Here is a 26,292-nt window from a genome sequence, read left to right as displayed (position 1 = left end):
TTTTGTAGGGTATTTAACCATTAAACCTCTTTAATTATGACTGCAAAATCGATGGAAAAACCACCCGTATGGTTCTGGATAGTTAGTATCGTCGCATTACTTTGGAACCTTATGGGCGTATTGGCTTATCTGCAACAGGCATTCATGACCGAAGAAGCCCTAGCGGCCCTGTCGGAGCCGGAGAGATTACTTTTGGAAACACGCCCGGCCTGGGCCACGGCAGCATTTGCCCTAGCGGTTTGGGGTGGTCTGTTGGGCTGCGTAGCCCTACTGCTTCGAAAAAAATGGGCGAGACCCGTACTTATCATCTCCCTAATCGGGATACTGGTACAAATGATCCATTCCTTTTTTATCAGCAAAAATCTGGAGGTTTATGGGCCCGGGGAAATCAGTATGCCTATACTTATTATTTTAATTGGTGTTGGGTTGGTGTTTTTTGCACGGATTGCCACAAGGAAACTTTGGCTTGGATAAAGAATTGAAGACTCTTTTGGCCTAACACTATTTTTTTAGCTCCAAATTGCTTTGGATTACTGTAACCTATCAAGGAAAAAGTGGTCTCATACTAGGGATCAAAAAAAAGCAAAATGACCAACACTACAACTAAGTCACGAATTGAAATTGTAGACGCTTTAAGAGGTTTCTCCCTTGCTGGAATCGTAATTGTACACTTGGTAGAAAACTATGTCGGTGCTCCCACTCCCGAAGGTGCCATGGAAGCTACCCGCCAGGGAATTGCGGATACTATTGTGGACGGTTTTATTTTTCTACTTCTCAGAGGTAAATTCTTCGCTTTGTTCTCCTTTCTTTTTGGTTTGAGCTTTTTTATACAGATGGACAATGCCCATACCAAAGGGCAGGACTTTCGAGGACGATTTTTATGGCGTTTGATCATTCTGCTTGGAATTGGCTATATCCACCATCTTTTTTACCGTGGCGATATCCTCACTATCTATGCGGTGCTTGGCATTTTATTGATTCCTTTCTATAGATTGAGCAATACATGGCTCTTAGGCATTACCACCTTGATATTTCTTGGTTTGGGGCGCTATATCGTGTTCATGCTTACCAAGGATACAAGTATGTTCATAGAGGACGACCTATTGTCTCCTAGTAGCCCAGTTATAGCTAACTATTACAATATCTTGAAAGAAGGCGAACTATGGGATGTTTTCCGTTCCAATGCCGTTGAAGGACATTTAATGAAAATGCATTTTCAGCTGGGTGTTTTTTCCAGGGCCTATCTCACATTTGGATTTTTTCTTTTAGGTCTCTTTGTAGGTCGATTCAAATTCTTTCAGAATTTCATGGAGCATAAAAAGCTGGTAAAAAAGGTATTGTGGTGGTCCATTGGCCTGTTTGTTTTATCCATAGGCATGGTAATGGCCTTATTTTCACAATTAGGCCCCGATGTAAAATTTGATAATTGGCCGGCCATGTTAGGGTTAACGGCCCTTGATCTCAATAATATAGCCATGACCTTTATTATCCTTGCACTTTTTGTTATACTTTATAAAAAGGTAAAAGCAGGACGATGGTTGGCAAAATTTGCCCCATACGGGAGGATGGCCCTTACCAATTATGTATTTCAAAGTATAGTTGGTACTTTTATATTTTTTGGATGGGGATTGGGATATTTGGGCGAGTTACGTAACATCTATACTTTTTTAATCGCAATTTTCATGATTTTTGGTCAACTCATCTTGAGCAAATGGTGGTTAAAATATTTCTATTATGGACCGTTGGAATGGGCTTGGCGAAGTCTTACGTATCTCAAATTATTTCCGATGAAACGTAAGGACACCACACTTTTTTAGCATTTGGCAACATAAATGGTCCTTCATCGAAAATTTGAAATAAACCGCAATACAGTCCCGTTCTAGATCTTGAACTTATGGTTCCCCGAAACCTAAAAATATTTTGACATGAATTCAATTTTGCGATGGATGCCCTGGAAGCGATGCGTATATGTTTCCATGTTTGTACTTGGAGCATTGATTGTCCTTAGCTTTTATGGACTTTATACCAATAAATTCTATTTCCTTAAGCCGGACAATTATATTTTTCCATTGCTTACGGTAGCCCATTTCACATTTTTATACGTACTCTGGTTTAAGATTACCCAAGATGAAGTTACCGATCCCCAAATGCGGAATTTGGAATACGCCCTTTACATCATATTTCTGCTTTATGTGTTTAAGTTCTTCGAATCCATTTATATTTTGATGAGCTATACTATGTATGAAAACCACATAATTCCAAAAACATTCCTTCCGATCGGGGTTTTGATCCTCTCTTTGCATCTTTTATTGTTAGGACTTACTTTATTGGCATTTCACTACCGAAAAAGCCTAATAGGCAATTATCGATTTGATGATATAAACAGACAAATCGATTCTTGGGAATAAGATTCTTTTTTACCAGATCTGGAAAAGTCTAAAACATCGAGTTCTTTTTTCCTTCTGGCCGGTTCCTGAAAGACATTTATCCGCAAAAACAAAAAACTTTGCCGAGAAATGTAAGGCTTTAGGAAAAATTACGGCTATGTAGAAAATTAAGTTTTCATCATATCCATAAGTATCCATTATTGGATCCATAAAATTTGGAGGGTCTTTTTGAATTACCCGTGATACTTATGTGATATTTTTTAATTTCTTTCGTATCCAACTAACTATGAAACAACTACTGATTATTGAAGATGATCTTGAGATAGTAAGGCTACTTGAGATACATCTTACCGATCTTAACTACGCTACTTCAAGGGCTACCGATGGCAGATTAGGCTATCAAATGGCATTGGAAAACGATTATGACCTAATTCTACTGGACTTGACCCTACCCTCCATGAACGGTACGGAAATCTGCAAAAGATTGCGGACCGAGAAAAGTACACCCATAATTATGCTGACAGCCAAATCCGAGGAAATTGATAGGGTACTTGGGCTTGAAATCGGGGCAGACGACTACATCACCAAACCCTTTAGTATACGGGAGCTTTTGGCCAGGATAAAGGCAGTTTTACGACGAACGGATATGGAGCAAAAGGACAAGAAAGATACCTCCACTATTTCGGCGGAAGGTCTTTTTATCGATATTGATAAGCGAAAAGTACTGCTGAAGGACAAAAAAGTAGAACTATCCCCTAAAGAATTTGAGCTGCTCACCTTAATGGCCTCCAACCCAGGACGCAATTATACCCGCACGGAATTATTGAATATGATATGGGGCTACAACTTTGAGGGCTATGAGCATACGGTAAATTCTCATATAAATCGGTTACGGGCAAAAATAGAATCGGATATGGCCCAACCCAATTATATTCTAACTACTTGGGGTGTAGGTTACAAGTTTAACGAAGACATAGCCGTATGAGCAATTCCCAAAAGACCCTTACGCCACGATTGGTAAAAAAACTCTGGCTCGTATTTGTCTTTCTTATACTCCTAATGGGTATATCCTACATCGTTATTACGGGATATTTTGCCAATAAATACTATCAGGAGACTACGCAAAACCTCAATGCCGAACTGGCCAATCATGTTATAGAGGAAAAATTTCAAAATGCCTCGCCATTTCTAGAAGACGGCAGTGTCAATAAGCCGCTTTTCGGTGATTTGATGCACGATATGATGGCTGTAAATCGCAGTATAGAGGTATATCTATTGGATGAAAACGGTAAGATTTTATATTCTGTCGTCCTTGATCACGGAGATAATGCGCCACAGCAAAGCGTTTCCCTTTCCCCTATAAAATCTTTTATACAGAATGATGGAAAGAACTTTGTGCTGGGCGATGATCCCAGAAATCCCGGGGAACAGAAGATATTCTCTGCGGCTCAATTTAATATTGATGGACGCGAGGGATATATTTATATTGTTCTTGAAGGCAAGGAGTTTCAATTGGTAAGTAGTAATCTTTTGGGGCAGTATTTCACAAAATTGGGAATACGGGCGGTTCTATTGACCACTTTTTTTACAGCGCTACTCGGATTGTTAAGCATTTGGTTCCTTACCAAAAATCTACGCCTCATTACGGGTACCATCCGAAGGTTTCAAGAAGGTGATCTTGAGGCGAGAATTGAAAACCCTGAAAAATCGGATATTGAAGTTTTTGCCAAATCCTTCAATACTATGGCGGATACTATCGTCGGCAATATGGATAAGATGAAATCCGTGGATTTGTTACGCAGGGAACTCATCGCCAACGTATCCCATGATTTAAGGACCCCATTGGCCGTTCTAAAAGGGTATATTGAAACGCTTCAAATGAAAAGGGATTCCCTTTCAGAAAGCGACAAACAAGAATACCTTAAGATTACCCATGGTAATGTAAACAAGCTTTCCAAGCTCATTGATCAGCTTTTTGAATATTCCAAACTTGAGGCGGAACAAGTAACCCCTATAAAAGAACCTTTTTCGATTACCGAACTTTCCCATGATCTTATTGCCAAATTCAGGGTATTGGCCGATCAAAAGAAAATAGACCTTCATTTGGAGAACCCGGAAGAGAATAGTATGGTCTTTGCCGATGTGAGCTTGGTTGAAAGGGCATTACAAAATCTCATTGAGAATGCCTTAAAATATACCCAGCCCAATGGTAAGGTAACCCTTTCCATAAAACGAAAGGACAAAAACGTTGAAATCAATATCACGGATACGGGAAATGGGATACCTATGAACGAGCAACCTTTTATTTTTGATCGGTACAAACAAGTAGTGAACAAAGATGCTAAAAAGCAAGGTTACGGCCTTGGGCTTGCCATTGTAAAGAAAATTATGGACTTGCACGATACTACTATAACCGTATTGAGCAAACCAAGGGAAGGAAGTTCCTTTATTTTTAATTTACCGGCTTATCAAATTTGACGGGGAAATTGTTGCTATGAAAAGAAGTGCCCTGATGGAATTTTTGTTCGTCAGGGCGTTTTCTTTTATTAAAAGTATTCCAAAGCTTACGAGGTAAAAGGAAGGAATATTTACAGACCGCTAATAAAACTTCCGTACAAGTCCTTAAACTGATAACCTTCCGTAAATCGGTGCTTGCTTAATTTTTTATGGGCCACTAATCCCCACAGCAACAATTCTTTGAGAAAATAAACATCCTCCTGAGGGAAATCCGGTTGATACTCCTTTATTAATTGGTTTAGCGCGGGAATGCCGTCCAAGGCCCTTTTGTATTCCTCGTCCGTAAAATCGTCCAACAGCTCAAAACCCTCGCCCTCAAAAAACCAGTGTGCCAAGTCATCATACGGTGTTTCTTCGTCCTTTCGTTCCAATTTATTGATCTTTGGAAAGAATTTGGGAAATAAGGATTTCACCGCATCATCAATAAGTATTTCCGCAACAGCATCCGCTCCTTCCTGTTCACCTTCATATACCAATTCTATTTTCCCGGTTATAGATGGGATAACGCCCAAGAAATCACTTAGCCTTACACTGGTGTTGTCCGAACCGGATAGCAATGCCCTACGTTCCGCGGTACTCAATAGGTTTTCGAAAGCGGTAATACTGGTTCTAGCACTTACCCCACTTTTAAAATCCACATACTCACTGTTCCGGGCCTCAAAGCTGATTTGCTCCAATAAGTCCTTGGCCATTTCAGGTACATAAACCAGACTTGTTTGTCGCGCATCCAGATTGGACTCTTGTTCGGTAATTTTCCGAGCTGTTTCTATATCTTCCGGATAATGCGTTAAAATTTGGGAACCGATCCGATCCTTTAAAGGGGTAACGATACTGCCTCTATTGGTGTAGTCCTCAGGGTTTGCCGTAAAAACAAACTGAATATCCAGAGGTAGTCGCAGCTTAAACCCGCGTATTTGTATGTCGCCCTCCTGCAGTATATTGAACAAGGATACCTGAATTCTGGCTTGCAGGTCAGGCAGTTCGTTGATAACAAAAATAGATCGGTTGGCACGGGGTATCATTCCAAAATGGATAACGCGGTCATCTGCATAGGAAAGTTTAAGATTGGCTGCCTTAATGGGATCTACGTCGCCGATCAAATCGGCCACGGTAACATCAGGGGTAGCCAATTTTTCATAAAAACGTTCCTCCCTATGCAACCATGCAATAAGGGTTGCATCACCATGTTCCTCAATCCGTTGTCTTGCAAATCGCGATATCGGGTTAAACGGGTCGTCATTGATTTCTGAACCTTCCACTATAGGGATCCATTCATCCAAAAGATTTACCATAAGCCTGGCCAATCTTGTCTTGGCCTGTCCCCGTAATCCCAGTAAATTGATATTATGTCGGGATAGTATGGCCCTTTCCAATTCCGGTATCACGGAATTTTCATAGCCCCATACCCCTGTAAAAGTCTCCTCCCCTTTTTTAATCTTTTCACGCAAATTGTCGCGCAGTTCGTCTTTGATACTTTTACCTTGATACCCTGCTTTTTTTAGCTCTCCGAGCGTAGTAAGTTTTTTATAATTCAAATCCATAGATTTTTCCGCTTTTATCCTTTTAATCGTTTCCGCCGATTCGTTTCATAATCCTCAAAAATCATTTCGCCCAATCCTTTTAATCCCGTAAAAAAGGCCTTGCCCTTGTTGGCTTCCGTAAAATGACGGATAAATCGCATGAGATAGGGATCTTGGGCGATCATAAATGTGGTAATAGGAATATGTAGTTTTCTGGCCTGCCGGGCCATATTGTAGCATTTTTCTACAATATAATCGTCCAAACCGACACTGTTCTTGTAATAGGTACCATCCGGCAACCGTAAACAACTGGGTTTACCATCGGTAATCATAAAAATCTGTTTGTTGGTATTCCGCTTTCTACGGAGCATATCCATGGCCAACTGCAAACCGGCCACGGTATTTGTATGGTATGGGCCAACCTTAAGGTATGGTAAATCTTTTATGGGTATGGGCCAAGCATCGTTGCCGAAAACCAAAATATCCAGGGTGTCCTTTGGATATCTTGTGGTAATCAGTTCTGCCAAGGCCATGGCCACCTTTTTCGCGGGTGTGATCCGATCTTCACCATATAAGATCATACTATGGCTTATGTCTATCATCAAGACCGTACTCATTTGTGCCTTGTAGTGGGTATCCTCTACTACCAAATCTTCTTCGCTTAAGGCAAAGTTTCCTATACCATTGTTTATCTGGGCATTTTTTAAGCTCTCGGTCATGGAGATATGTTCCAAGGCATCGCCATAGCGATATTCCCTAAAATCACCGGTATGCTCATCTCCCCTACCGGAAGAACCTGTTTTATGATTACCGGCACCCCTTCTTTTAAGTTTTCCAAAAATTTGATCCAAAGCCCGTTGACGAATTATCCGCTCCATTTTTGCGGTGATGGAAATTGAACCGCTTCCACCATCACCTTCTTCCCCATCTTCACCTTCATTGGGCTGTCCGTCGCCATCTTCAAACTCTTCCCGGATATATCCCTTTGCCTTTAAGTCTTCAATAAAATCATCTATGGTGTAGTTTTCATCCGTGAGCTCATATTCCTTGTCCAATTCGCGTAACCAATCGATTGCCTCGTCAAAATCACCTGAGGTATGCGTAATAAGTTCCTGAAAAATGTCAAAGAGTTTTTCAAAGGGAGTTTGTTCCGCGGCTTCATAAGGAACGAAGCGAAAACCTTTTCTTGTCATCATAGCCATTAGATAAAATTAACACATTTGGTAGAATCAATTTCGGTTTTAAAGAAAACTTAACTTTATAAGGTCCAAACGCAGATTTTACGTTCAAACACAAATAAGTAATTCCTATAAATGCGTAATATTGGCAGTTCTTCCCGGTTAGAATGATTCAAAAACAACTACATGGTTTTCTGAACACCCCGCCCCTATGGACAAATGAGCAGTTTGGTATACAGCAATTTAATTTTCCCAATATCAATTTGAATCACTTTTTGGCCCAACCCATTCCTCAAAACATTCGGTTGGGCCATCAGATGGAACATGTTTTTAAACAGCTCATTGAACATTGTGATGTCTATGAAATTGTACTGCACGGTTTACCGGTCAAAGAAGGCAACCGTACCATTGGTGAAATCGATTTTATCCTGAAGGATGTCCGAACCCAAAAATGGATCCATATAGAACTGACCTATAAATTTTACATTATCGACCCAGAAATATCAGAACCCATACATCGTTTAATGGGCCCCAATAAAAGGGATATGTTCTTCACCAAAATGGAAAAAATCAGGGAGGAACAGTTCCCTTTGTTACATTCCCAAGAAGGAATAAGAGCTTTGTCCGGTATAGCTATCGAGCCCGACAAAATTGAACATCAAGTATGCTTTAAGGCCCAATTGTTTGCTCCATTTAGAAACACAAAGGTGCATATTAGACCATTAAACCAAGATTGTATTTTTGGGTACTGGCTTAAATTTGATGATTTCAACACCAAAGAATTCCGGTCTAACACCTATTACATTCCTTTCAAATCGGAATGGGTCGTCGCTCCACATAACAATGTGCCGTGGTTATCCCACCTGGAAATCTTAATGGAAATCAACCTTAGCATGCTTAGGAAAAATGCTCCCATGGTCTGGATGAAAAAACCTAATGGCCAGCTCAACAAATTTTTTGTTATATGGTGGTGAAAAGCCGCCTAAATTGAATCTATCACTTCTATAAAGATATCATTTCTTTAGACGGCCTTTGGAAAACCCAAATCAGCAACAAATGTTTTCAGTTATTCAAACTCATAACTGGCCCTTACCACCTGTGTCAACCGAAAATAGCCATGTGCGTAATTATCCGGATTGGTCGGATTTATACAATTTCCCTTGAGAGCGACAGGAATTGTACCGAAAAGATCAACACCTCCCGACTGTTCGATAAGAATGCGGATATAGTTATAGTAATCCTCTGAAATTCCGTAAAGGGCAATATCAATTACATCACCAGGAACAAACTCCTCAGTATCGTCGTCATCGTCTTTTTCATAATACCAAGGGATTTCGTTTCCGTTTACAAATTCATCATCCAAATCCTCAAAATCCGGTAGCAAATCCCCTTGTTCCTGAAACCTAAAGAGATAATAGTTGTCCTCTTCCTCGGGATCCGTAAAGAAAATATTGACCTCCAGTGCCTCATCGTCAAAACCATCCTCGCGGGATTGGTTGATTTCGGTGATGTCCGTTACTGACATCATGGTCTCGGTGGCGCTATAGGTTTCCCCATCATGTTGTATTTCCAGAGTATAGGACTGATCGATTACGGGAACAAAGGAACTCGTGCTATACTCCCCATTGCCTTGATCCGTAAAGACAAACTCGGTTCCATTGGAATCATTGGTGACTTTTACCGAAGCCCCTGTTACGGCAGTATTTGTAGTGGTATCAAAAAAAGGAGTGGACATGCTCAACTTAATGGTCTGTTCGTTTCCGGTGGTTCCTTTTTCCCAGTCCAAAGAGGCCTCAACGGTCAATCTGGAAGGAGCGGTTTGTACGTCCACATCGATTACATCTTCACAGGATATAAAGCTTAAGGTCAAAAACAGTATTGCGGTTTTAAAAAGAGTCTTCATTTTAATTAAAATTTAAAGTTATAGGTTACGGAGGGTACCATTCCAAAAATTGCTACTCGGGTGGCTTGGTTGGCCCCGGTCTCTATATTTTGCCCAAAAGAAATTGCGGCGGCATTTTTACGATTGTATAAGTTATAGATACTAAATACCCATTCGCCTTTCCATCGTTTATTGGGTTTTCTGTTGGGAACATAGGTAGCAGAAACATCCAGTCTATGGTATGCAGGCAATCTATCCGAATTCCTATCCGAGTAACTGGCAATAGACAGACCCTCATACTCATACTGACCATTGGGATAGGTTACGGGTCTTCCGGTCTGGAAGACCAGATTAGTGCCAAAACTCCACTTATCGTTCAATTGATAAGCACCGGTAAGGGAAAGGTCATGCGTACGGTCAAAAGGGGTGTTGTACCATTTACCATCATTTATTCCTGGACCTCCTGCATTACCTCCCGGGGTCCTTTGTTCCGATTTTGATAAGGTGTACGCAAGCCACCCGGTCAGCCTACCTTCGGTCTTTCGTACCAAAAATTCTAGACCATAGGCGCGTGATTCCCCATTAAGGATCTCGGTCTCGATCGTATTGTTTCCAATAAGATCGGAGCCATCTATATAATCGATCCGATTGGAAATTGTTTTGTAGTAAGCCTCCACTTCCAAAGAATAGGTCTTGTCCATGAAATTTCTAAAGTAACCCAAAGCATATTGATCGGACAATTGAGGTTCGATGAATTGTCCACTTGGCGTCCAAACGTCCAATGGGGTTACGGAAGTAGTATTGGATAGCAAATGGATGTATTGGGCAACCCTGGAATATCCAGCTTTTACGGAAGAAACATCGTTTAATTGGTATGCGAGGGACACTCGGGGCTCCAAATTGCCATAACTTTTTATGGTCTCGCCTTTTTCAAAGTCCGTTTCACCGATTTCGGTACCTCGCTGGTAAATGCCCAAGGTGCTGTTATACACTACAGGCTGATCGTTGGCATAATCTACCATGGCCTGCCCGCCCAAACGATTGAAGATACTGTAGCGCAATCCGTATTGTGCGGTCAACTTATCCGTAAGCTTGTGTTCGGCATCTATGTATGCTGCACTTTCAAGGGCTTTTTTCCGGTCTAATGATAAGGGGTTTATAGCCGATGTTTCCGAAGTGGGCCGTACTTGACCTGGATCAAAATCATAATATATTCCACTTGCCCCAAAGTCCAATTTAAACCTGTCGTTTACGTAATAAGCAAGGTCATACTTTAGGTTGTAGTTATTGATGGAGGAAATCCATTCAAACTCCTCTATTTTTATTCCAAGGTCATAATCGTATTTGCTATAGATAAGGGAGAGGTTGGAAAAGAGACGGTCATTAAAAATATGATTCCAACGTAAATTTCCCGATAAATTTCCATAGCTACTATCGAAACTATCCCCAAAATCGAAAGCATCCCTCCCAAAGTACCCGGAAAGAAAGAGTCTATTGTTCTCGTTCAGGTTATAATTGGTCTTAAGGTTCAAATCATAAAAATAAGCGCTGTTCTCTTCACCGGAAGCCTTTAATAAAAGATGTGCATAGGAACCTCTGCCGGCAACCAGAAAAGAACCTTTATCCTTGAACATAGGACCTTCCGCCGCAAGTCTGCTTGAAATTACCCCTATACCTCCGGTAAGGGAAAAGTTTTTGCTGTTCCCGTCCTTTTGTCGAATATCCAGTACAGATGAAGCCCTTCCTCCAAAACGCGCGGGAATCCCTCCCTTATATAACTTCATGTCCTTTATGGCATCTGCATTGAAGACGGAAAAGAAGCCCAATAAGTGGGATGTATTATAAATAATGGCTTCATCCAACAACACTAGATTTTGGTCAACGGCTCCACCTCTTACATTAAATCCGCTGGATCCTTCCCCATTGTTAGTGACACCTGGCAACAATTGAATTGATTTTATGATATCCACTTCCCCCAACACCACGGGCATTTGCTTCACGGTTTTAATATTGAGTTTGGCAATGCTCATTTCAGGCTTTTTGAGGCTTATACGCTCCGATTCCTCCGCGGTGACCACAATCTCGTCCAAACGGGTCGTATATTCCTCAACTTCGAAATCTAATTTTTGGTCTTTGTCCAATTGTATTTCTTGATTAATGTCCAAATACCCCATGTAGGATATAACTAAAACATAACTCCCTTTTGGGGCTGTAATGGAGTAAAAACCATATTCATTGGTGACCACCCCTATGTTTGTGTTCTTTAAAAATACGGAGGCGCCGAATAAGGTTTCCCCGTTATCCTTATCGGTGATTTTCCCATTTATGGTATAGCTGTCCTGACCTAAAACAAAGGCATTGATCATAAGTATGCCCAGGAAGGTGAGGGCAGTTTTGATACTTTTTTTGGGGTGATTTCTTGATTTTGAATTGATGAGCATATTCAAATGTTTTTTGGGTTTTAAATTTTATACGCTCTATTGACAGTTTAAAAAATAAAGGGTTGCATATAGGTTTGAAAGTTTAGCATTCTTAGGAATATTTAACAAATTTTTAAGGTACCCTCTATATCCCACTAATTTTATATAATTATGGTTTTCAATTACTTACATTAGACATCATGCGGCCAAGTGTCGATTTTTAAATTGGATAAAATCTCCATTAAAGAAAGAACTTCCTTCAGCAGGATAGTAGATAGCTGTTAAAATAAGCGAGACATCAACATGAGTTTGGGTCCTTACGGTCTTTAGCTATTGACCCAACTTAGAAACTAAGTCGCATTCCAGAAATGCTTTACATTTGGTAAAATTATTCTAATCGATGCAACCCTTGAGATTCCCATTTGTCTTTAGCAATGTAGTAGGCCTAATTTTAAGGAGTTAAACAACCATTTCAATTTAATTGGAAACCAATATTCGCTTTACACATAAGGAGCTTGTTGAACGTAGCAAGTCTGGTGATAGAAACTCGCAGTACCGCCTATACGAGCTCTATGTGGATGCCATGTACAATATAGGCATACGTATGTTGGGAATAAAGGAGGATGCCGAGGATATTGTACAGGAAAGCTTTGTAGATGCTTTTAAAAATCTTGGAAGCTTCAAATATGAAAGTACGTTCGGGTCTTGGTTAAAAAGAATCGTGGTAAACAAAAGTATAAACCATCTAAAGCTAAAAAAAATTCCCATTACCCCTCTTGAGGACCATGAGTTTTATTTAAAGGAAGATGTAGAAGAAAAAGTTGAAGCGATCGATATTAAAAAAGTAAAAATAGGCTTGGAAAAACTTCCGGCCGGATATAAACAAATTATAAGTCTTTACCTCATTGAAGGTTACGATCATTTGGAGATAGGAGAAATATTGGACATTTCAACATCTACTTCAAAATCACAATACCATAGGGCAAAGAAAAAACTAGTTGAAATCATAAACACCTTATAATGGACAATTTTGAAAAGCACATTCGGGAAAATAAGGCGTTGTTCGATGAACATAAAGCGGATAAGGCAAAACTTTGGGCCAATATTGCCTCGGAGTTGGAGGGGCCAAAGCCAAAAGTTGTGCCCTTATGGCGATCTCCGATACTACGTGTCGCGGCCAGTTTTGTTTTGGTATTTGGGATTGCCGCTATCATTGGTGTTTCCCTGATGAATAAAGGTGACAATACACAAAACACTGTTATTTCCCAGGAACTATTGGATATTGATATGCATTACAAGAGTTTGGTCTCATATCAGGTACAGCTTGTAAAAGACCATCCCAAACTATCCGATGCGGATAAAGAGGAGTTTCTATTGTTTATGGATGAGTTGGACAAGGAATATGAACTTCTAAAATTGGAAATGGAAAAAAATCTGGACAACGAGCTTGTTCTGGAAGCTATTATTGCCAACTACAAAAAGAGAATTGAACTTATTGAGAATCTATTGCATCAAATCAATGATTCTAAAATAACAAACGAAGATTATGATGGATACATTTTATAAAAGACGGGTTGTTTTAATGGTCTTGATGATATGCGGCCATTATGTATTGGCCCAAGAAAAAGTATCGAAGCAGCTTAGCGAATCCTACGAAATGACCAATTCCGGAGAGTTGTATTTGGAGAACAAATATGGCGATGTAACCGTTACCGGATGGGACAGGGACAATGTTTCGATTACCGTTGACATCACGGTCACACACAGAAAAAAGGAAAATGCAAAAAACCTTCTGGACCGTATTTCGCTCAACACAAGGGAAATTGAAAATTTTATTACCGTCACCTCGGAAATAGCAGAAAAAAGTACAGGCTTTTTTGCCAAGTATTTCAATAAGGCAAATCCTTTTGATTTTGATAGAAGCAATGTTCAAATAGACTACACGATTCTACTACCATCAAATGCAGAACTGGATATTACCAACAAATTTGGCGATGTAATTATCGGTGATTGGTCCGGGAAGTTGAAGGCAAATGTAGAACACGGCGATGTTTGGATCAATAAGGACATTAACAATGCGGATGTTGTTTTAAAATATGGAAAATTGAGAACCAAAACCGTTAACTATGGGAATATCCGTATAAAAAATGGAAGTTTGGATGTAGAGGAATCCAGAAACTTACGCATCAATAGTAGTGGTACCGATATAGAAATAGAACGTGTGTCATCCTTGGAGATTTACTCCAGTAAGGATGAAATAACGATAGAAGAAGTAGGTGCCGTACACGGAGATTTAAGATTTACCAATATGCAACTCAACAATGTGGATGAACAGATCAATCTTACCATGAAAATTGCTGATTTCAGGGTTTCCAAGGTGCAGAATCCGGATGCGGTAATCGTAATAGATCAGGAATCATCAGAAGTAAGCCTTACCATTTCCGATTTCTCATTTAAGTTCGACGCTACTTTGGAAGAAGGTCTGTTACGACTGCCTAAGTCCTTTAAGAACGTAGAGACCAAGATGTTGAACAAGGGACAAAGGATTCGCGAAATAACGGCTACCTACGGTAAGGGTTTATCAGGAGAGATTTCCATTACGGGCATAAAGGGAGTTATACTTTTAAAGGAATTATAACCCTGTAACATTTTCTATATGTTTGGAACTAACCTTGAAAAGACTGTATAGCCGATCTGCAAAAATTTTCGTAAAAAAGTATAGAAAATATGCAACCTTTTCCCAACTACATTGTCTTTTGAATAAGACAATCAAAAAACAATAAAGCATGAAACATCAAAAATCTTTTTTTCTAATCATTATTTTACTTTTTGCAGGCTTTACCTATGCCCAGGAAGACGAAGATTACCTTGAATTTAATGACCGTAAGAATGTTGTTCATGGCGTTTATTTGGGTTTGAACACTCATTTAGGCGAAATTGACGGAGAGCCAACATATCAAGGTGGTCTCAAAATTGCTTATGTGGCCAACCAACAATTTGAGGTAGGTTTCTCGGGGACCTTCTTCTATTCGCAACAAGATCTTTTTAATAGTGATCTGGCCCGTGATGAGGATCTTATTGGAGCTTACGGCGGCCTGCACTTGGAACCTATTTTTTTTAGTAAATCTTTGGTAAACCTTTCATTTCCTTTATTGATTGGTGCCGGTGCCGTCGGTTACGTTGGCGATAATTTTGATGACGAGGATTATGAGCTTACAGAGGATGATGTAGATGCCATTTTTGTATTGGAACCAGGGGTAAGTGTGTTGTTCAATGTCTCAAGGTATTTACAGCTTGAAGCTGGGGTCAAATACCGCTTTTCCAATAAAATAGAACTTGATTTTAGTCCGGTATCCCGAATCAATGGTTTTTCCGCGGGAATAGGAGTTAAAATAGGTGTTTTTAATATGGGCAGGAATCGCTATAAAAAGAAAATTTAGTATGAAAAATAATATGTTTAACGGTCTTTGTCCAGTATGTCATGAGGTAATTGAAACCCAACATGTTTTTTCGGAAAATAACCAAGTATATCTAAAGAAGGGGAATACCGCATCATCATCCATTACCTTAAAAACCAAAGATCAATGGTTTCCGGTAAATTTTCAATGGATGCCGGTCATGGAGTTAAAAAACAACCTTGAAAATCAATCAGAAAATTTATAAAAATGAACAGAGTATTAGTATTTGCGATTCTGATCGCTTTAAGTCTTCAAATGGTTTCCTGTGATTATGAAACTATTCGCGCTTCCGATGGAATTTCAACGATAGGTTATGGTTTTTCAGACTATTCACGTTTAAAGGTGTCCAATGCTTTTAATGTTTATGTGACTTTCTCCGATGTGGAGGAAAGCGTAGAGGTAGAGGCCAATGAAAACATTCATGACCGTATTGTTGTACAAAAGGAAGGGAACACGCTGCGAGTGAGATTAAAGAAACATACCAATCTAAGAGGAAATGTAACTTTAAACGTGTTTATTACCACTAGGGAGATTTCCGATTTTGATATTTCAGGTGCTTCCAATATCACATTGGAAAATCCTTTGATTACGCGTAAGGTAGATCTAGAGGTCTCAGGGGCATCATCCTTCTCAGGTGAGATGGATCTCACCGATTTGGATATAGAGGCATCAGGTGCTTCCAATATTGATTTATTTGGAAATACCGAATCGCTAAGGGCCCGTCTTTCGGGCAGTAGTGATCTTAAGGATTATGATTTGACGGTAGAAGAATTGGATATAGATCTAAGCGGTGCCAGTGATGCCTATTTAACGGTAACGGAATCCATTGATATTGAGGCTTCCGGCGCAAGTACTTTAAGATACAGGGGAGATGCGACCGTAAATCTTAGAAGGTTGTCCGGTGCATCGGAAATAGTTAAAACCGACTGATTTTAGACGTTTTGGTGGTGGTTGTTGAATATGGGCATCCTATGTGATGCCCATATTTATTATGTTTTAAACTTCTAATTAGTGTCTTTCTTTTAATACCTTTTCTATATCCTTTAAGGTAAAGCCCTTCGCTTGAAGTAAAATCAAATAATGGAACAATAGATCCGCACTTTCGTTTAAAAAGAGTTCGTCATTATTGTCCTTGGCCTCAATAACGGTTTCTATGGCCTCTTCCCCTACCTTCTGCGCAATCTTGTTAATACCCTTTTCAAACAACGAGGCAACATAGGAGGTTTCCCCGGTAGAGGAAGTCCTTCGCTGTTCTATCACCTTTTCCAATTTTGAAAGAAATCCGAAATTGGATATATTCTTCTCGCCCCAGCAAGTATCACTTCCGGTATGACATGTTGGCCCGACAGGATTTACCAGAATAAGCAATGTATCCTTATCACAATCATTTTTGATATTCTCCAAATACAGGAAATTGCCACTCTCTTCCCCTTTGGTCCATAAGCGTTGTTTGGACCTACTGAAAAAAGTCACCTTTTTGGTCTCCATGGTCCTATCCAGTGCCTCCTGGTTCATATAGCCCAGCATCAAGATGTTTTTAGTAACGGCATCTTGAATAATTACGGGTAACAACCCATCTCCATTTTTGTCAAAATTTATTTCCATGTATTCCTTTCTTAATCTTGATTATTAAAGCCTAACCGGGATACCGCATCTTTCAAGCTCTTTTTTTAAATCCTCTATCTTCATTTCCTTAAAATGAAAAACACTGGCGGCCAACGCGGCATCTGCTTTGCCTTCTACAAAGGTATCCGTAAAATGCTGCATCTTACCTGCTCCGCCAGATGCAATAACGGGGATGTTTCTTTCTTTGGACATTCTGGCCAAGGCCTTGTTCGCAAATCCATTTTTAGTACCATCATGGTCCATGGAGGTAAATAGGATTTCTCCTGCGCCCCGCTCCTCTACTTCCCTGGCCCATGCAAACAGTTCAATTTCCGTGGGTACCTTTCCACCGACCAGGTGTACTTTCCATTCTCCGTTAATCCGTTTGGCGTCAATGGCCACAACGATACATTGTGATCCAAATTTTGCAACCAAATCATTGATCAATTGCGGATTTTTTACTGCCGATGAATTGATCGACACCTTATCTGCTCCATTTTGCAGGAGGACATCCACATCTTCCACCGATGAAATGCCTCCACCAACAGTAAAAGGGATGTTTACCTTTTCGGCTACATGATAGACCAGTTCCGCCAAGGTCTTGCGTTTTTCCTCCGTAGCTGAAATATCCAAAAACACCAATTCATCTGCACCTTCCTCGGCATAGAATTTAGCCAGTTCCACGGGATCTCCCGCATCCCGTAGATCCAAAAAGTTGATGCCCTTTACCGTACGGCCATCCTTTATATCCAGACACGGGATTATTCTTTTTGTCAACATATAATCAAGTAATAGGTCAGAGGAGTAAAATACGAAGTAATGTCTTTCATAAAATCATTTTTTATTTCTGATTTTTTCGAGCGGTCTTTATGGAAGAAACTGTAATTGCCAATAACTCACCTCCTTCTTTTCTTAAACGCTCTATTTCTTCATGATGATTATCCGAAATTTCCAGAAAAAGTTCTAGCCAATACATCGATTCATCAGTTTCTTCTTCAACTACTTTGAGTTTATAAATAAAATCCGCAGTTGATTTTGCTCTTTGCGATGCTCTATAATTTGCCCCTACTGAACCGGAACATCTAATTAGTTGTCTCACCCAGGTATCATATTCCTTGGATCTAGGAATTTTAGTACAAAGCCTCCAGCAATCTGCAGCGAATCTTTTAGTCCTTGACTTTAAATCTTGCATCTTTGTATTCTATAATTAGATTGATAAACTTCAATTTCCTACTTTGTACTTCGTAACTCCTATCTCTGACCTCCCTAGATTATTCCTTGTTCCTTGTATTCAAATCTATTCCATCATAAAAGCCTAATTCTTTATTTTTCAGCATTTTGGTCCACTGTGCAATTTGGCCCACATGATACGAGTAATGCTCGACCACATGGATAATGATGCCCATTCCCGAAAAGTAAAAACCCTGAACGTTACGCTTTCGCATCAGATTTTCCACTTTGGAGCCATCCATAGTTCTTTTTGCCTTTTCCACAGTATCCTCAAGCATCCGTACCAATTGAGATTTGGAATAACCGGAACGTGCTGCAAATTCTTTGTCACGTTCCCTGGAATCTGTTTCTTGGCCCAGGGCCGATATGGCATACTGGGTTATATTTCCGCATAAATGCAAAATCTGATTACCAATACTATTGGAAGATTCATTGTGTCTGATCCAAATTTCTTCTTCGGACAACTGTTCCATACAAATTTGAATCATTCTAGTGCTTTCATCCATTCTATATATGGATTGCGCCAAAAACTCTTCCGCTAATTGAGATACCATATCCTTCATACCTGTATGTTAAAAGATTCCAATTGCTTAAGACTAATTCTATTTTCGTAAAGGGCCTTACCGATTATGACGCCTTCACAACCTATTTCCCTAAGTTTCGGTAGTTCCTCAAACTGGGAGACACCACCAGATGCAATAAGATGTATCCCGGGCACTTCAATATCTTCAACCCCGCTCATGGTAACCCTTGTCTCCGTTTGTTTGGTATGAGATAGAATTTTTTTGTACAAATCGAATGAAGGTCCTTCCAACATGCCATCCTTACCAATATCGGTACAGATTACATATTTAATTCCCTTTTGTTGATAGGATTTAATGAAAGGTACCAAGTCCATGTTGGATTCCTCCTGCCAACCGGAAACTGCTATTTTTTCATTTTGGGCATCCGCTCCCAAAATAATTTTTTCAGCCCCATACTTTTCCAACCAATCCAAAAAAGTAGATTGCTCCTTTACGGCGATACTGCCCCCAGTAACCTGTTTAGCACCATTGTCAAAGGCTATCTTTAAATCCTCATCCGTTTTTAATCCTCCCCCAAAATCTATTTCCAAATTCGTCTTTGATGCGATTTGATATAAAACCTTATGATTAATAATATGTTTGGATTTTGCTCCATCCAAGTCTACTAAATGTAAATATTGAATGCCATGGGCTTCAAATTCCTTAGCAACCTCAAGAGGGTTTTCATTGTAAATCTTTTTGGTGTTGTAATCGCCTTTTGATAGTCGAACACATTTCCCCTCAATAATATCTATGGCCGGGATAATTCTCATTTATTCTTTCTTAGCATCCAAGTTTGTGGTTCCGATATTTTTTCAAAACCAAATTTTTCATAAAATCCATGGGCATCGTTTGTACGAAGCCCGATTCCGTTGACATTCCGTAATTCGGGGAGTTGGACAATATGCCTGACCAACATTTTACCTATTCCTTGGCTCGCATATTCAGAATCGACAAAAACATCCATTAACCAAGCAAAAACCACATAGTCAGTTACCAAGCGTGCAAAGGCCACTTGTTGATCATTCTTATTAAAAACCCCAAAACATAGGGAGTTTTCCATTGATTTTAAAACCAATTCCATGGTTCTGCCCTTTGCCCAATAGGAATTCTCGGATAAATATTTATGGATAAATGGTGTATCCATTTTTTCTCTTTCCGTAGCTATGTAAAATTCTCCTTCCATTACATTTCAAGAAAATTTTGCAATATCCTTTCCCCACCATCACTACTTTTTTCGGGATGGAATTGCGTACCATAAAAATTAGCCCTACCTAAAGCGGCACTATAATTCAACTCATATTCCGAAACCGCAATGGTATCATTGCAAATTGGGGCATAATAACTATGTACCAAATAGATGTATTCCTTCTCTCCTATACCCTTAAACAAATCTGATTTTAAATTGGATATTTCATTCCATCCTATTTGAGGTACTTTAACTCGATTGGAAAACCGAACCACATCCACATCAAATATTCCAAGCCCCTCGGTACTCCCTTCCTCGGAAGAATTGCACATCAACTGCATGCCCAGGCAAATGCCCAATACAGGTTGTTTTAGGTTTGGTATTAGATTGTCCAATCCGCTAGCCCGTAATTTTTTCATGGCGCTGCTGGCTTCACCTACACCCGGAAATATTACCTTGTCCGCAGCTTGGATATCCTTGGGATCATTACTAAGAATCGCTTCGTATCCCAATCTTTGAATGGCAAAACGGATACTCTGAATATTTCCCGCTCCGTAATTAATAATTACAATTTTCATAACATTCCTTTCGTGGAGGGAAGGACCATTTTTTTGGTATCCCGTTTTATTGCCATTTTTATAGATTTGGCAAAAGCCTTAAAAATAGCCTCTATCTTATGGTGTTCATTAGTGCCTTCTGCCTGTATGTTTAAATTGGCCTTGGCGCCATCGGTGAAGGATTTGAAGAAATGGTGGAACATTTCGGTAGGCATGTCTCCAACTTTTTCCCGTTTAAAATCCGCTTCCCAAACCAGCCAGTTACGCCCTCCAAAATCTAGGGCAACCTGGGCAAGACAATCATCCATCGGCAAGCAAAAGCCATATCTTTCAATACCCAACTTATCTCCCAGAGCCTGATAAAAAACTTCGCCTAAAGCAATGCCCGTATCCTCAATGGTATGATGCTCGTCTACTTCCAAATCTCCATTTACCTCAATGTCCAAATCCATTTGTCCATGCCGTGCCAATTGATCTAGCATATGGTCAAAGAAAGCCAGTCCCGTTGAGATTTTTCCATGCCCCGTTCCATCAAGGTTAAGAACAATACGGACATCCGTTTCATTGGTTTTCCTGTGAATTTCGGCGGTTCGGTTGTTTAATCTCAGGAACTCATAAATCTTTTCCCAATCATTGGTTTCCAGGGCAATATACTTTTCCAATTCTTGGGTATCCGTACTGACCTCCGAGGTTCCTAACTGTGTATTATTGTTGATAAAAATTCCTTGTGAACCCAAATTTTTGGCCAATTCCACATCTGTAAGCCTATCCCCTATCACAAAAGAGTTTTCCAAGTCGTAGTGATCCGTAAAATACTTGGTCAAAAATCCTGTTTTTGGCTTTCGTGTTTCCGCGTTATCCTCCGGGAATGTTTTATCAATAAATACCTCATCAAAGACTACTCCCTCATTTTCAAAGGACTTTAATACAAAGTCATGCACCGGCCAAAAGGTATCTTCGGGAAAGATGTCAGTACCCAATCCATCCTGATTGGTAATCATCACCAGCTCATAATCCAATTCCTTGGCAATCTTTCCCATGTACTTAAAGGCTCTTGGATAGAATTCCAATTTATCGAAACCATCAATTTGTTCATCTTCCGGTTCCAGTATCAAGGTACCATCACGATCAATAAAAAGTACTTTACGAGTCTTATCTTCAGGAGAAGAATTATTTATATTGTCCACTTTCATTCGATATTTAATTTAGACTTCTTAGAGCTTCTATCAATTTCTTATTTTCTTCTTGAGTCCCAACAGTTAATCGCAATGTGTTTTCGCAAAGTGGTTGGGTGCTTCGGTTTCTTACTACGATTCCTTTATCCAGTAGCTGCTGGTATCTTTTATCGGCATCGTCCACCTTTACCAAAACAAAATTAGCGTCCGTGGGATATATCTTAAGAACAAAGTTGAATTGAAGTAATTCCTTGGTCAGTTCGTTCCTTTCTTTTAATATGCTCCTTACTTCCTCATGTACCATTTTCGGATTCAACACATGCCGTAAAGCTCTTTGTTGGGTCAGTTCATTCACATTGTACGGCGGTTTTATCTTGTTTAAAACAGATATAATCCCTGGGGATGCACAACAAATACCCAAACGGATTCCCGCCAGACCATAGGCCTTGGATAGGGTCTGCGTTACAATAAGATTGGGGTAATTCTGCAATTGTGCCAACCAGCTTTCTGCCTCCGAAAAATCAATATAAGCTTCATCTACGACCACAAGACCCTCGAAGCTATCCAAAAGATGTTTTATTCGCTTCTCGGAAAAACAATTCCCAGTAGGATTATTGGGAGAACAAAGAAACAGTAACTTCGTATTTTGATCTACGGCCTTCAAAATGCCTTCTACATTAGGTTCAAAATCTGAGGTTAACAGAACTTCTTTGTTTTTTACATCGTTTACACCGGCCAACACTTTATACATACCATAGGTAGGAGGCGAAGTGATAATATTATCAGTTTTAGGTTCGCAAAATGCCCTGAAAATCAAGTCCAAAACCTCATCGCTACCATTGCCCAAAAGCAAATTTTCCATGGCTACACCCCGCTGTTCGGCCAGAAGTGCCTTTAGGTTCCTTTGTTGGGGATCGGGATACCGATTGACTCCGTTATTAAAAGGATTCTCATTGGCATCTAAAAAGACCATTTCTGAGCCGTCGGACACGTATTCGTCCCGGGCAGAGGAGTAGGGTTTTAATTCCCTGACACTTTCGCGAACCAGCTTATTTATATCGAATTCCCTTTTCATGGGTAACTATCATTATTTTGAAATCCTGCCTTCGGCAGGCAATGTACTATTAGTCAAAACTTTCGGTTTCCAATAGCAACTCAGTTTTCAAAAGTTGTTGGATTACTTGGTTATTAAGTTATTGTTGCACTCCGTCAAAATAACCTAAAAACTCAATAACCAAATAACCTATGTTAATCTCATTTTTAGTTCAAACCCCTGCCTATGCCAGGAGGGTATGACTCCTTAAAAAGTAGGAGTGCTTAGTTTCATTTTTTATTCAAAGTCGGACTCATTTTGGTCTATACTTCTTAAACGCAATGTCATTGCCTTTTTATGGGCTTCCAGACCTTCGGCTTCCGCCATAAGCTCAACAGCATTACCAATATTTTTGATGCCTTCCTTAGTTATTTTCTGAAAGGTCATACTCTTCATAAAACTGTCCAAATTTACCCCACTATACTGTTTGGCATAACCATTGGTCGGTAAGGTATGATTGGTTCCCGAAGCATAGTCTCCAGCACTTTCAGGCGTATAGTTGCCAATAAAAACCGATCCGGCATTCATCGTATTCTTTACATAGAAATCTTCATTCGCAACACAAATAATATAGTGCTCAGGACCATATTCATTAATAAATTCTATTGCGGTCTCATCATTTTCCAAACCTATTAATTTGCTATTTTCGATGGCCTTACTTGCAATTTCCTTTCTTGGTAGATCTTCCAATTGTTTTTCTATTTCCTTCTCCACCTTATCGATCATCGCCTTTGAAGTGGAAACCAAAATCACCTGACTATCAACACCATGTTCTGCCTGACTTAAAAGATCCGAAGCCACAAAAGCTGCATTAGCGGTATCGTCCGCGGCCACCAACAATTCGCTCGGCCCAGCAGGCATATCTATAGCAATTCCATATTTGGTGGCTATTTGTTTGGCCACGGTGACATATTGGTTACCTGGTCCAAATACCTTGTATACTTTTGGGATAGTTTCGGTGCCAAAAGTCATTCCAGCAATGGCCTGGATGCCCCCTACCTTAAAAATTTGCGTCACTCCGCATAAACCAGCCGTATACAAGATAGCAGGATGTGTTTTTCCTTCTTGATTAGGCGGAGAGCAGAGTACAATTTCATTACAGCCGGCAATGGATGCCGGCACTGCCAACATTAAAATTGTTGAAAACAAAGGTGCTGTCCCTCCAGGAATATAGAGTCCTACCCTTTGGATAGGACGTTTTTCCTGCCAACATTGTACTCCGTTCATGGTTTCCACGGTAACCCGATCCGTTTTCTGTGCTCGGTGAAACTTTTCAATATTCTTCTTGGCAAGCTGTATGGCGTTCTTTAGTTCTTTTGTAATCAAATTTTGGGCATTTTCTATTTCTTGGGAAGATACCTTCATACCATTCGAAGAGACACCGTCGAATTTCTGGGTGTATCGCTTTATTGCTGCATCGCCCTCTTGTTCAACTATTTTAAAAATGTCCCCCACCATATCTTCAATATCGGATACGGTCTGGGTAGGCCTTTTTAAAATAGACTTCCAATCTTCTCGCTTTGGATTATATATTTTTTTCATTAAAGCACCATTTTTTCTATGGGGCATACCAAAATACCTTCTGCTCCGGCTTGTTTCAATTCATCGATTACCTCCCAAAATTTGTCCTGGTTAAGTACCGTATGAACGGAACTCCAACCTTCTTCCGCCAAAGGCAAAACCGTTGGACTTCTCATCCCCGGTAGCAGTTCAATAATAGCGTCAAGCTTATCATTTGGGGCATTTAATAATATGTATTTGGATTGTCGAGCCTGTAGAACGGATTGAATCCTAAACTGTAGTTTCTTTAAAATTTCCTGACGTTCCTCTGAAATCTTTGGCGAAACGGCCAAAACCGCTTCACTCTTAAGAATCACCTCTACCTCCTCCAGATTATTTTTGAACAGGGTACTCCCGCTAGAAACAATATCGCAAATACCATCCGCTAAACCTATATTGGGAGCTATTTCCACCGAGCCATTTATAATGTGTAAATCAGCTTTTACGCCTTTTTTCTTTAAATAATCATTGACAGTATTGGGATAAGATGTTGCTATACGCTTCCCTTCAAAGTCCTTAGCGGTGCTGTATTTCATTGTCTTGGGAACGGCCAAGGATACCCTACACTTTGAAAATCCAAGCTTTTCCGTCCATCCGATGTCCTTTCCTTTTTCCACCAGTACATTTTCACCAATAATGGCGGTATCCACTACACCGTCCCTTAGATACTGGGGGATGTCGCCATTTCTTAGATAAAAGACCTCCAATGGAAAATTACGGGCCGAAGCTTTCAGTTGATCTTTTCCATTATTAATGGAAATACCGCAATCCTTTAATATTTTGAGCGAATCCTCGTTAAGGCGACCGCTTTTTTGTATGGCTATTCGAATGTTTGTCATTAGTATAATGTATTGTTGTTTCCCTTAAGTGGAAACTATAAACTGATTTAACCAAAAAACCCGCTTGATTTCTCAAACGGGTTCAAATATTTTGTAACATAACTACAATACATTTCTACCTCGCCTGAGAGCAAGTATAAAAATGGTGATGTGTAGCAGTATTTCTCATTTCAAAGCGTAAAAATAAAACTTATTTTGATTCGACAAAAATTTAAATCGCATAATCGTATTATAAATCATAACACACTGCGCCTTTAAACAGGTTAAGTTTAAAGGTTTATATACGATACAGCATACTAATTATTGCCTAGTATTAAAGGTAGACCATCACCACTAGAACCGACCACTACCACTTTGGAATTTGGTGATTTTGAGAGTTCCAAGGTAGCATCGATTCCTTTGTCCTGTAGTATCTTATCGGTCAATGATGCACTTAAAATCTTATTGGCATCCGCCTTCCCCTGCGCCTCAATACGAACTTTTTCCGCTTCTTTTTGGGCGGTTACCAACCTAAACTCATACTCCAAGGATTCTTGTTCTTGTTTCAGCTTACGCTCTATGGCTTCCTTAATAGTAGCCGGTAAAGTAACATCACGAACTAAAATCTCATTGAGTTGAATGTACTGCCCATCCACAATCTTTTTGGTTTCTTCATAAATTTCGGCCTGTATGGCGTCCCTCTTACTGGAATACAATTGTTCCGGAGTATATCTGCCTACCACACTTCGTGCCGCTGACCGGATGGTCGGCAGTAATACCCTTTGAACATAGGCTTCCCCTTTTTCTTGGTGCAGCTTGCCCAAAGATTCCCGTTTTGGCTCAAACCAGGCGGAAGCATCCAGTTTAATTTCCAATCCATTTGAGGATAATACTTGCATTTTTTCGAACACCTCTTGCTGTCGTACTTCATAAATATAGACTTTGTTCCAAGGAGCCACAATATGAAAACCTTCACCTAAAGGAGGCCCATCCGTAACTACACCGCCGCCAAATGTTTTATAGAGCACCCCAGCTTCACCGGATCCAATGGTGATTGCAGATTTTGTAATTAGAATTATAAGTACTATTGAAATGAAAATGGCCGGCAAGGCTATTTTTGGTAATTTATCCATAGCTATT

28 protein-coding genes are annotated in these 26,292 nt (G+C 39.9%); 12 read left to right on the top strand and 16 right to left on the bottom strand.

The window, feature by feature from the left end:
* The first annotated feature begins 36 nt into the window (after positions 1 to 36).
* From D7Z94_RS08715 to D7Z94_RS08690, 5 genes are all read left to right on the top strand, one after another.
* Positions 37 to 474, top strand: coding sequence for a hypothetical protein (locus D7Z94_RS08715; protein ID WP_120711179.1), 438 nt, complete (start codon positions 37 to 39; stop codon positions 472 to 474).
* Between the two features lie 113 nt (positions 475 to 587).
* A complete protein-coding gene (locus D7Z94_RS08710; protein ID WP_120711178.1) occupies positions 588 to 1,817 on the top strand; it encodes a DUF418 domain-containing protein in 1,230 nt (409 codons plus the stop codon).
* 108 nt (positions 1,818 to 1,925) lie between these two features.
* Entirely contained in the window at positions 1,926 to 2,408 is a 483-nt protein-coding gene (locus D7Z94_RS08705) for a hypothetical protein (protein ID WP_120711177.1), read from the top strand.
* Between the two features lie 265 nt (positions 2,409 to 2,673).
* Positions 2,674 to 3,372, top strand: coding sequence for a response regulator transcription factor (locus D7Z94_RS08695; RefSeq protein WP_120711175.1), 699 nt, complete (start codon positions 2,674 to 2,676; stop codon positions 3,370 to 3,372).
* Positions 3,369 to 4,865 carry a sensor histidine kinase gene (locus tag D7Z94_RS08690; protein ID WP_120711174.1) on the top strand — a complete coding sequence of 499 codons (1,497 nt, stop codon included), beginning with the start codon at positions 3,369 to 3,371 and terminating at the stop codon, positions 4,863 to 4,865. The genes D7Z94_RS08695 and D7Z94_RS08690 overlap by 4 nt, the downstream gene beginning before the upstream one ends.
* Before the next feature lie 110 nt (positions 4,866 to 4,975).
* Here the strand turns inward: D7Z94_RS08690 and D7Z94_RS08685 are convergent, their stop codons facing one another.
* Together D7Z94_RS08685 and D7Z94_RS08680 are read right to left on the bottom strand one after the other, a co-directional pair.
* Positions 4,976 to 6,445: a MoxR family ATPase gene (locus tag D7Z94_RS08685; RefSeq protein WP_120711173.1), complete on the bottom strand. Its 1,470-nt coding sequence runs from the start codon at positions 6,443 to 6,445 to the stop codon at positions 4,976 to 4,978.
* 14 nt (positions 6,446 to 6,459) lie between these two features.
* Positions 6,460 to 7,626, bottom strand: coding sequence for a vWA domain-containing protein (locus tag D7Z94_RS08680; RefSeq protein ID WP_120711172.1), 1,167 nt, complete (start codon positions 7,624 to 7,626; stop codon positions 6,460 to 6,462).
* A 143-nt stretch (positions 7,627 to 7,769) separates the two neighbouring features.
* On the opposite strand from D7Z94_RS08680, the gene D7Z94_RS08675 reads away from it, so the two are divergent.
* The gene (locus tag D7Z94_RS08675; RefSeq protein ID WP_120711171.1) at positions 7,770 to 8,576 is read left to right on the top strand and encodes a DUF1853 family protein; all 807 of its coding nucleotides are present in this window, start codon (positions 7,770 to 7,772) and stop codon (positions 8,574 to 8,576) included.
* Between the two features lie 92 nt (positions 8,577 to 8,668).
* Here the strand turns inward: D7Z94_RS08675 and D7Z94_RS08670 are convergent, their stop codons facing one another.
* Both D7Z94_RS08670 and D7Z94_RS08665 read right to left on the bottom strand, forming a co-directional pair.
* Positions 8,669 to 9,505 (bottom strand): DUF4249 domain-containing protein, encoded by an 837-nt coding sequence (locus D7Z94_RS08670; RefSeq protein ID WP_120711170.1) that lies wholly within the window; start codon positions 9,503 to 9,505, stop codon positions 8,669 to 8,671.
* A gap of 5 nt (positions 9,506 to 9,510) precedes the next feature.
* Positions 9,511 to 11,925 (bottom strand): TonB-dependent receptor, encoded by a 2,415-nt coding sequence (locus D7Z94_RS08665; protein ID WP_120711169.1) that lies wholly within the window; start codon positions 11,923 to 11,925, stop codon positions 9,511 to 9,513.
* Between the two features lie 460 nt (positions 11,926 to 12,385).
* Here D7Z94_RS08665 and D7Z94_RS08660 point away from each other — a divergent pair, with 460 nt between their 5' ends.
* The 6 genes from D7Z94_RS08660 (at position 12,386) to D7Z94_RS08635 (ending at position 16,292) form a co-directional block, all read left to right on the top strand.
* On the top strand, positions 12,386 to 12,925 hold the full coding sequence (locus tag D7Z94_RS08660; RefSeq protein WP_245967165.1) for an RNA polymerase sigma factor: 540 nt from the start codon (positions 12,386 to 12,388) through the stop codon (positions 12,923 to 12,925).
* Positions 12,925 to 13,470: a hypothetical protein gene (locus D7Z94_RS08655; protein ID WP_120711168.1), complete on the top strand. Its 546-nt coding sequence runs from the start codon at positions 12,925 to 12,927 to the stop codon at positions 13,468 to 13,470. The genes D7Z94_RS08660 and D7Z94_RS08655 overlap by 1 nt, the downstream gene beginning before the upstream one ends.
* The gene (locus D7Z94_RS08650) at positions 13,451 to 14,542 is read left to right on the top strand and encodes a hypothetical protein (protein WP_147415855.1); all 1,092 of its coding nucleotides are present in this window, start codon (positions 13,451 to 13,453) and stop codon (positions 14,540 to 14,542) included. The genes D7Z94_RS08655 and D7Z94_RS08650 overlap by 20 nt, the downstream gene beginning before the upstream one ends.
* Before the next feature lie 148 nt (positions 14,543 to 14,690).
* Complete coding sequence (locus D7Z94_RS08645; protein ID WP_120711166.1) at positions 14,691 to 15,344, top strand: hypothetical protein; 654 nt, start codon at positions 14,691 to 14,693, stop codon at positions 15,342 to 15,344.
* Position 15,345: 1 nt separating this feature from the next.
* A complete protein-coding gene (locus tag D7Z94_RS08640) occupies positions 15,346 to 15,567 on the top strand; it encodes a hypothetical protein (protein WP_120711165.1) in 222 nt (73 codons plus the stop codon).
* Positions 15,568 to 15,569: 2 nt separating this feature from the next.
* Entirely contained in the window at positions 15,570 to 16,292 is a 723-nt protein-coding gene (locus tag D7Z94_RS08635) for a head GIN domain-containing protein (protein ID WP_120711164.1), read from the top strand.
* 78 nt (positions 16,293 to 16,370) lie between these two features.
* Here D7Z94_RS08635 and hisIE read toward each other — a convergent pair whose 3' ends face one another.
* From hisIE to D7Z94_RS08575, 12 genes are all read right to left on the bottom strand, one after another.
* Complete coding sequence (hisIE, locus tag D7Z94_RS08630) at positions 16,371 to 16,967, bottom strand: bifunctional phosphoribosyl-AMP cyclohydrolase/phosphoribosyl-ATP diphosphatase HisIE (protein WP_120711163.1); 597 nt, start codon at positions 16,965 to 16,967, stop codon at positions 16,371 to 16,373.
* Positions 16,968 to 16,991: 24 nt separating this feature from the next.
* Positions 16,992 to 17,747: an imidazole glycerol phosphate synthase subunit HisF gene (hisF, locus tag D7Z94_RS08625; RefSeq protein WP_120711162.1), complete on the bottom strand. Its 756-nt coding sequence runs from the start codon at positions 17,745 to 17,747 to the stop codon at positions 16,992 to 16,994.
* 61 nt (positions 17,748 to 17,808) lie between these two features.
* The gene (locus D7Z94_RS08620; protein ID WP_120711161.1) at positions 17,809 to 18,159 is read right to left on the bottom strand and encodes a four helix bundle protein; all 351 of its coding nucleotides are present in this window, start codon (positions 18,157 to 18,159) and stop codon (positions 17,809 to 17,811) included.
* 79 nt (positions 18,160 to 18,238) lie between these two features.
* Complete coding sequence (locus tag D7Z94_RS08615) at positions 18,239 to 18,760, bottom strand: DinB family protein (protein ID WP_245967164.1); 522 nt, start codon at positions 18,758 to 18,760, stop codon at positions 18,239 to 18,241.
* On the bottom strand, positions 18,757 to 19,533 hold the full coding sequence (hisA, locus tag D7Z94_RS08610) for a 1-(5-phosphoribosyl)-5-[(5-phosphoribosylamino)methylideneamino]imidazole-4-carboxamide isomerase (protein ID WP_120711160.1): 777 nt from the start codon (positions 19,531 to 19,533) through the stop codon (positions 18,757 to 18,759). Before hisA ends, D7Z94_RS08615 begins: the two co-directional genes overlap by 4 nt.
* Positions 19,530 to 19,946: a GNAT family N-acetyltransferase gene (locus D7Z94_RS08605; RefSeq protein ID WP_120711159.1), complete on the bottom strand. Its 417-nt coding sequence runs from the start codon at positions 19,944 to 19,946 to the stop codon at positions 19,530 to 19,532. Before D7Z94_RS08605 ends, hisA begins: the two co-directional genes overlap by 4 nt.
* On the bottom strand, positions 19,946 to 20,527 hold the full coding sequence (gene hisH, locus D7Z94_RS08600) for an imidazole glycerol phosphate synthase subunit HisH (RefSeq protein WP_120711158.1): 582 nt from the start codon (positions 20,525 to 20,527) through the stop codon (positions 19,946 to 19,948). Before hisH ends, D7Z94_RS08605 begins: the two co-directional genes overlap by 1 nt.
* On the bottom strand, positions 20,524 to 21,699 hold the full coding sequence (gene hisB / locus D7Z94_RS08595) for a bifunctional histidinol-phosphatase/imidazoleglycerol-phosphate dehydratase HisB (RefSeq protein WP_120711157.1): 1,176 nt from the start codon (positions 21,697 to 21,699) through the stop codon (positions 20,524 to 20,526). The genes hisH and hisB overlap by 4 nt, the downstream gene beginning before the upstream one ends.
* Before the next feature lie 7 nt (positions 21,700 to 21,706).
* A complete protein-coding gene (gene hisC / locus D7Z94_RS08590) occupies positions 21,707 to 22,756 on the bottom strand; it encodes a histidinol-phosphate transaminase (RefSeq protein WP_120711156.1) in 1,050 nt (349 codons plus the stop codon).
* 255 nt (positions 22,757 to 23,011) lie between these two features.
* Entirely contained in the window at positions 23,012 to 24,316 is a 1,305-nt protein-coding gene (hisD, locus tag D7Z94_RS08585) for a histidinol dehydrogenase (protein ID WP_120711155.1), read from the bottom strand.
* Entirely contained in the window at positions 24,316 to 25,173 is an 858-nt protein-coding gene (gene hisG, locus D7Z94_RS08580; RefSeq protein WP_120711154.1) for an ATP phosphoribosyltransferase, read from the bottom strand. The genes hisD and hisG overlap by 1 nt, the downstream gene beginning before the upstream one ends.
* A 296-nt stretch (positions 25,174 to 25,469) precedes the next feature.
* Entirely contained in the window at positions 25,470 to 26,285 is an 816-nt protein-coding gene (locus D7Z94_RS08575; RefSeq protein ID WP_120711153.1) for a prohibitin family protein, read from the bottom strand.
* Positions 26,286 to 26,292: the final 7 nt, after the last annotated feature.

The organism is Ulvibacterium marinum, from assembly GCF_003626755.1.
In the GTDB taxonomy this organism is placed as follows: domain Bacteria; phylum Bacteroidota; class Bacteroidia; order Flavobacteriales; family Flavobacteriaceae; genus Ulvibacterium; species Ulvibacterium marinum.
This window is presented reverse-complemented; position numbering and strand designations above follow the sequence as displayed.

Coding starts and splice junctions, on each gene's coding strand:
- D7Z94_RS08715 (WP_120711179.1), top strand. CDS start 37: ATGACTGCAAAATCGATGGAAAAACCACCCGTATGGTTCTGGATAGTT.
- D7Z94_RS08710 (WP_120711178.1), top strand. CDS start 588: ATGACCAACACTACAACTAAGTCACGAATTGAAATTGTAGACGCTTTA.
- D7Z94_RS08705 (WP_120711177.1), top strand. CDS start 1,926: ATGAATTCAATTTTGCGATGGATGCCCTGGAAGCGATGCGTATATGTT.
- D7Z94_RS08695 (WP_120711175.1), top strand. CDS start 2,674: ATGAAACAACTACTGATTATTGAAGATGATCTTGAGATAGTAAGGCTA.
- D7Z94_RS08690 (WP_120711174.1), top strand. CDS start 3,369: ATGAGCAATTCCCAAAAGACCCTTACGCCACGATTGGTAAAAAAACTC.
- D7Z94_RS08685 (WP_120711173.1), bottom strand. CDS start 6,445: ATGGATTTGAATTATAAAAAACTTACTACGCTCGGAGAGCTAAAAAAA.
- D7Z94_RS08680 (WP_120711172.1), bottom strand. CDS start 7,626: ATGGCTATGATGACAAGAAAAGGTTTTCGCTTCGTTCCTTATGAAGCC.
- D7Z94_RS08675 (WP_120711171.1), top strand. CDS start 7,770: ATGATTCAAAAACAACTACATGGTTTTCTGAACACCCCGCCCCTATGG.
- D7Z94_RS08670 (WP_120711170.1), bottom strand. CDS start 9,505: ATGAAGACTCTTTTTAAAACCGCAATACTGTTTTTGACCTTAAGCTTT.
- D7Z94_RS08665 (WP_120711169.1), bottom strand. CDS start 11,925: ATGCTCATCAATTCAAAATCAAGAAATCACCCCAAAAAAAGTATCAAA.
- D7Z94_RS08655 (WP_120711168.1), top strand. CDS start 12,925: ATGGACAATTTTGAAAAGCACATTCGGGAAAATAAGGCGTTGTTCGAT.
- D7Z94_RS08650 (WP_147415855.1), top strand. CDS start 13,451: ATGATGGATACATTTTATAAAAGACGGGTTGTTTTAATGGTCTTGATG.
- D7Z94_RS08645 (WP_120711166.1), top strand. CDS start 14,691: ATGAAACATCAAAAATCTTTTTTTCTAATCATTATTTTACTTTTTGCA.
- D7Z94_RS08640 (WP_120711165.1), top strand. CDS start 15,346: ATGAAAAATAATATGTTTAACGGTCTTTGTCCAGTATGTCATGAGGTA.
- D7Z94_RS08635 (WP_120711164.1), top strand. CDS start 15,570: ATGAACAGAGTATTAGTATTTGCGATTCTGATCGCTTTAAGTCTTCAA.
- hisIE (WP_120711163.1), bottom strand. CDS start 16,967: ATGGAAATAAATTTTGACAAAAATGGAGATGGGTTGTTACCCGTAATT.
- hisF (WP_120711162.1), bottom strand. CDS start 17,747: ATGTTGACAAAAAGAATAATCCCGTGTCTGGATATAAAGGATGGCCGT.
- D7Z94_RS08620 (WP_120711161.1), bottom strand. CDS start 18,159: ATGCAAGATTTAAAGTCAAGGACTAAAAGATTCGCTGCAGATTGCTGG.
- D7Z94_RS08615 (WP_245967164.1), bottom strand. CDS start 18,760: ATGAAGGATATGGTATCTCAATTAGCGGAAGAGTTTTTGGCGCAATCC.
- hisA (WP_120711160.1), bottom strand. CDS start 19,533: ATGAGAATTATCCCGGCCATAGATATTATTGAGGGGAAATGTGTTCGA.
- D7Z94_RS08605 (WP_120711159.1), bottom strand. CDS start 19,946: ATGGAAGGAGAATTTTACATAGCTACGGAAAGAGAAAAAATGGATACA.
- hisH (WP_120711158.1), bottom strand. CDS start 20,527: ATGAAAATTGTAATTATTAATTACGGAGCGGGAAATATTCAGAGTATC.
- hisB (WP_120711157.1), bottom strand. CDS start 21,699: ATGAAAGTGGACAATATAAATAATTCTTCTCCTGAAGATAAGACTCGT.
- hisC (WP_120711156.1), bottom strand. CDS start 22,756: ATGAAAAGGGAATTCGATATAAATAAGCTGGTTCGCGAAAGTGTCAGG.
- hisD (WP_120711155.1), bottom strand. CDS start 24,316: ATGAAAAAAATATATAATCCAAAGCGAGAAGATTGGAAGTCTATTTTA.
- hisG (WP_120711154.1), bottom strand. CDS start 25,173: ATGACAAACATTCGAATAGCCATACAAAAAAGCGGTCGCCTTAACGAG.
- D7Z94_RS08575 (WP_120711153.1), bottom strand. CDS start 26,285: ATGGATAAATTACCAAAAATAGCCTTGCCGGCCATTTTCATTTCAATA.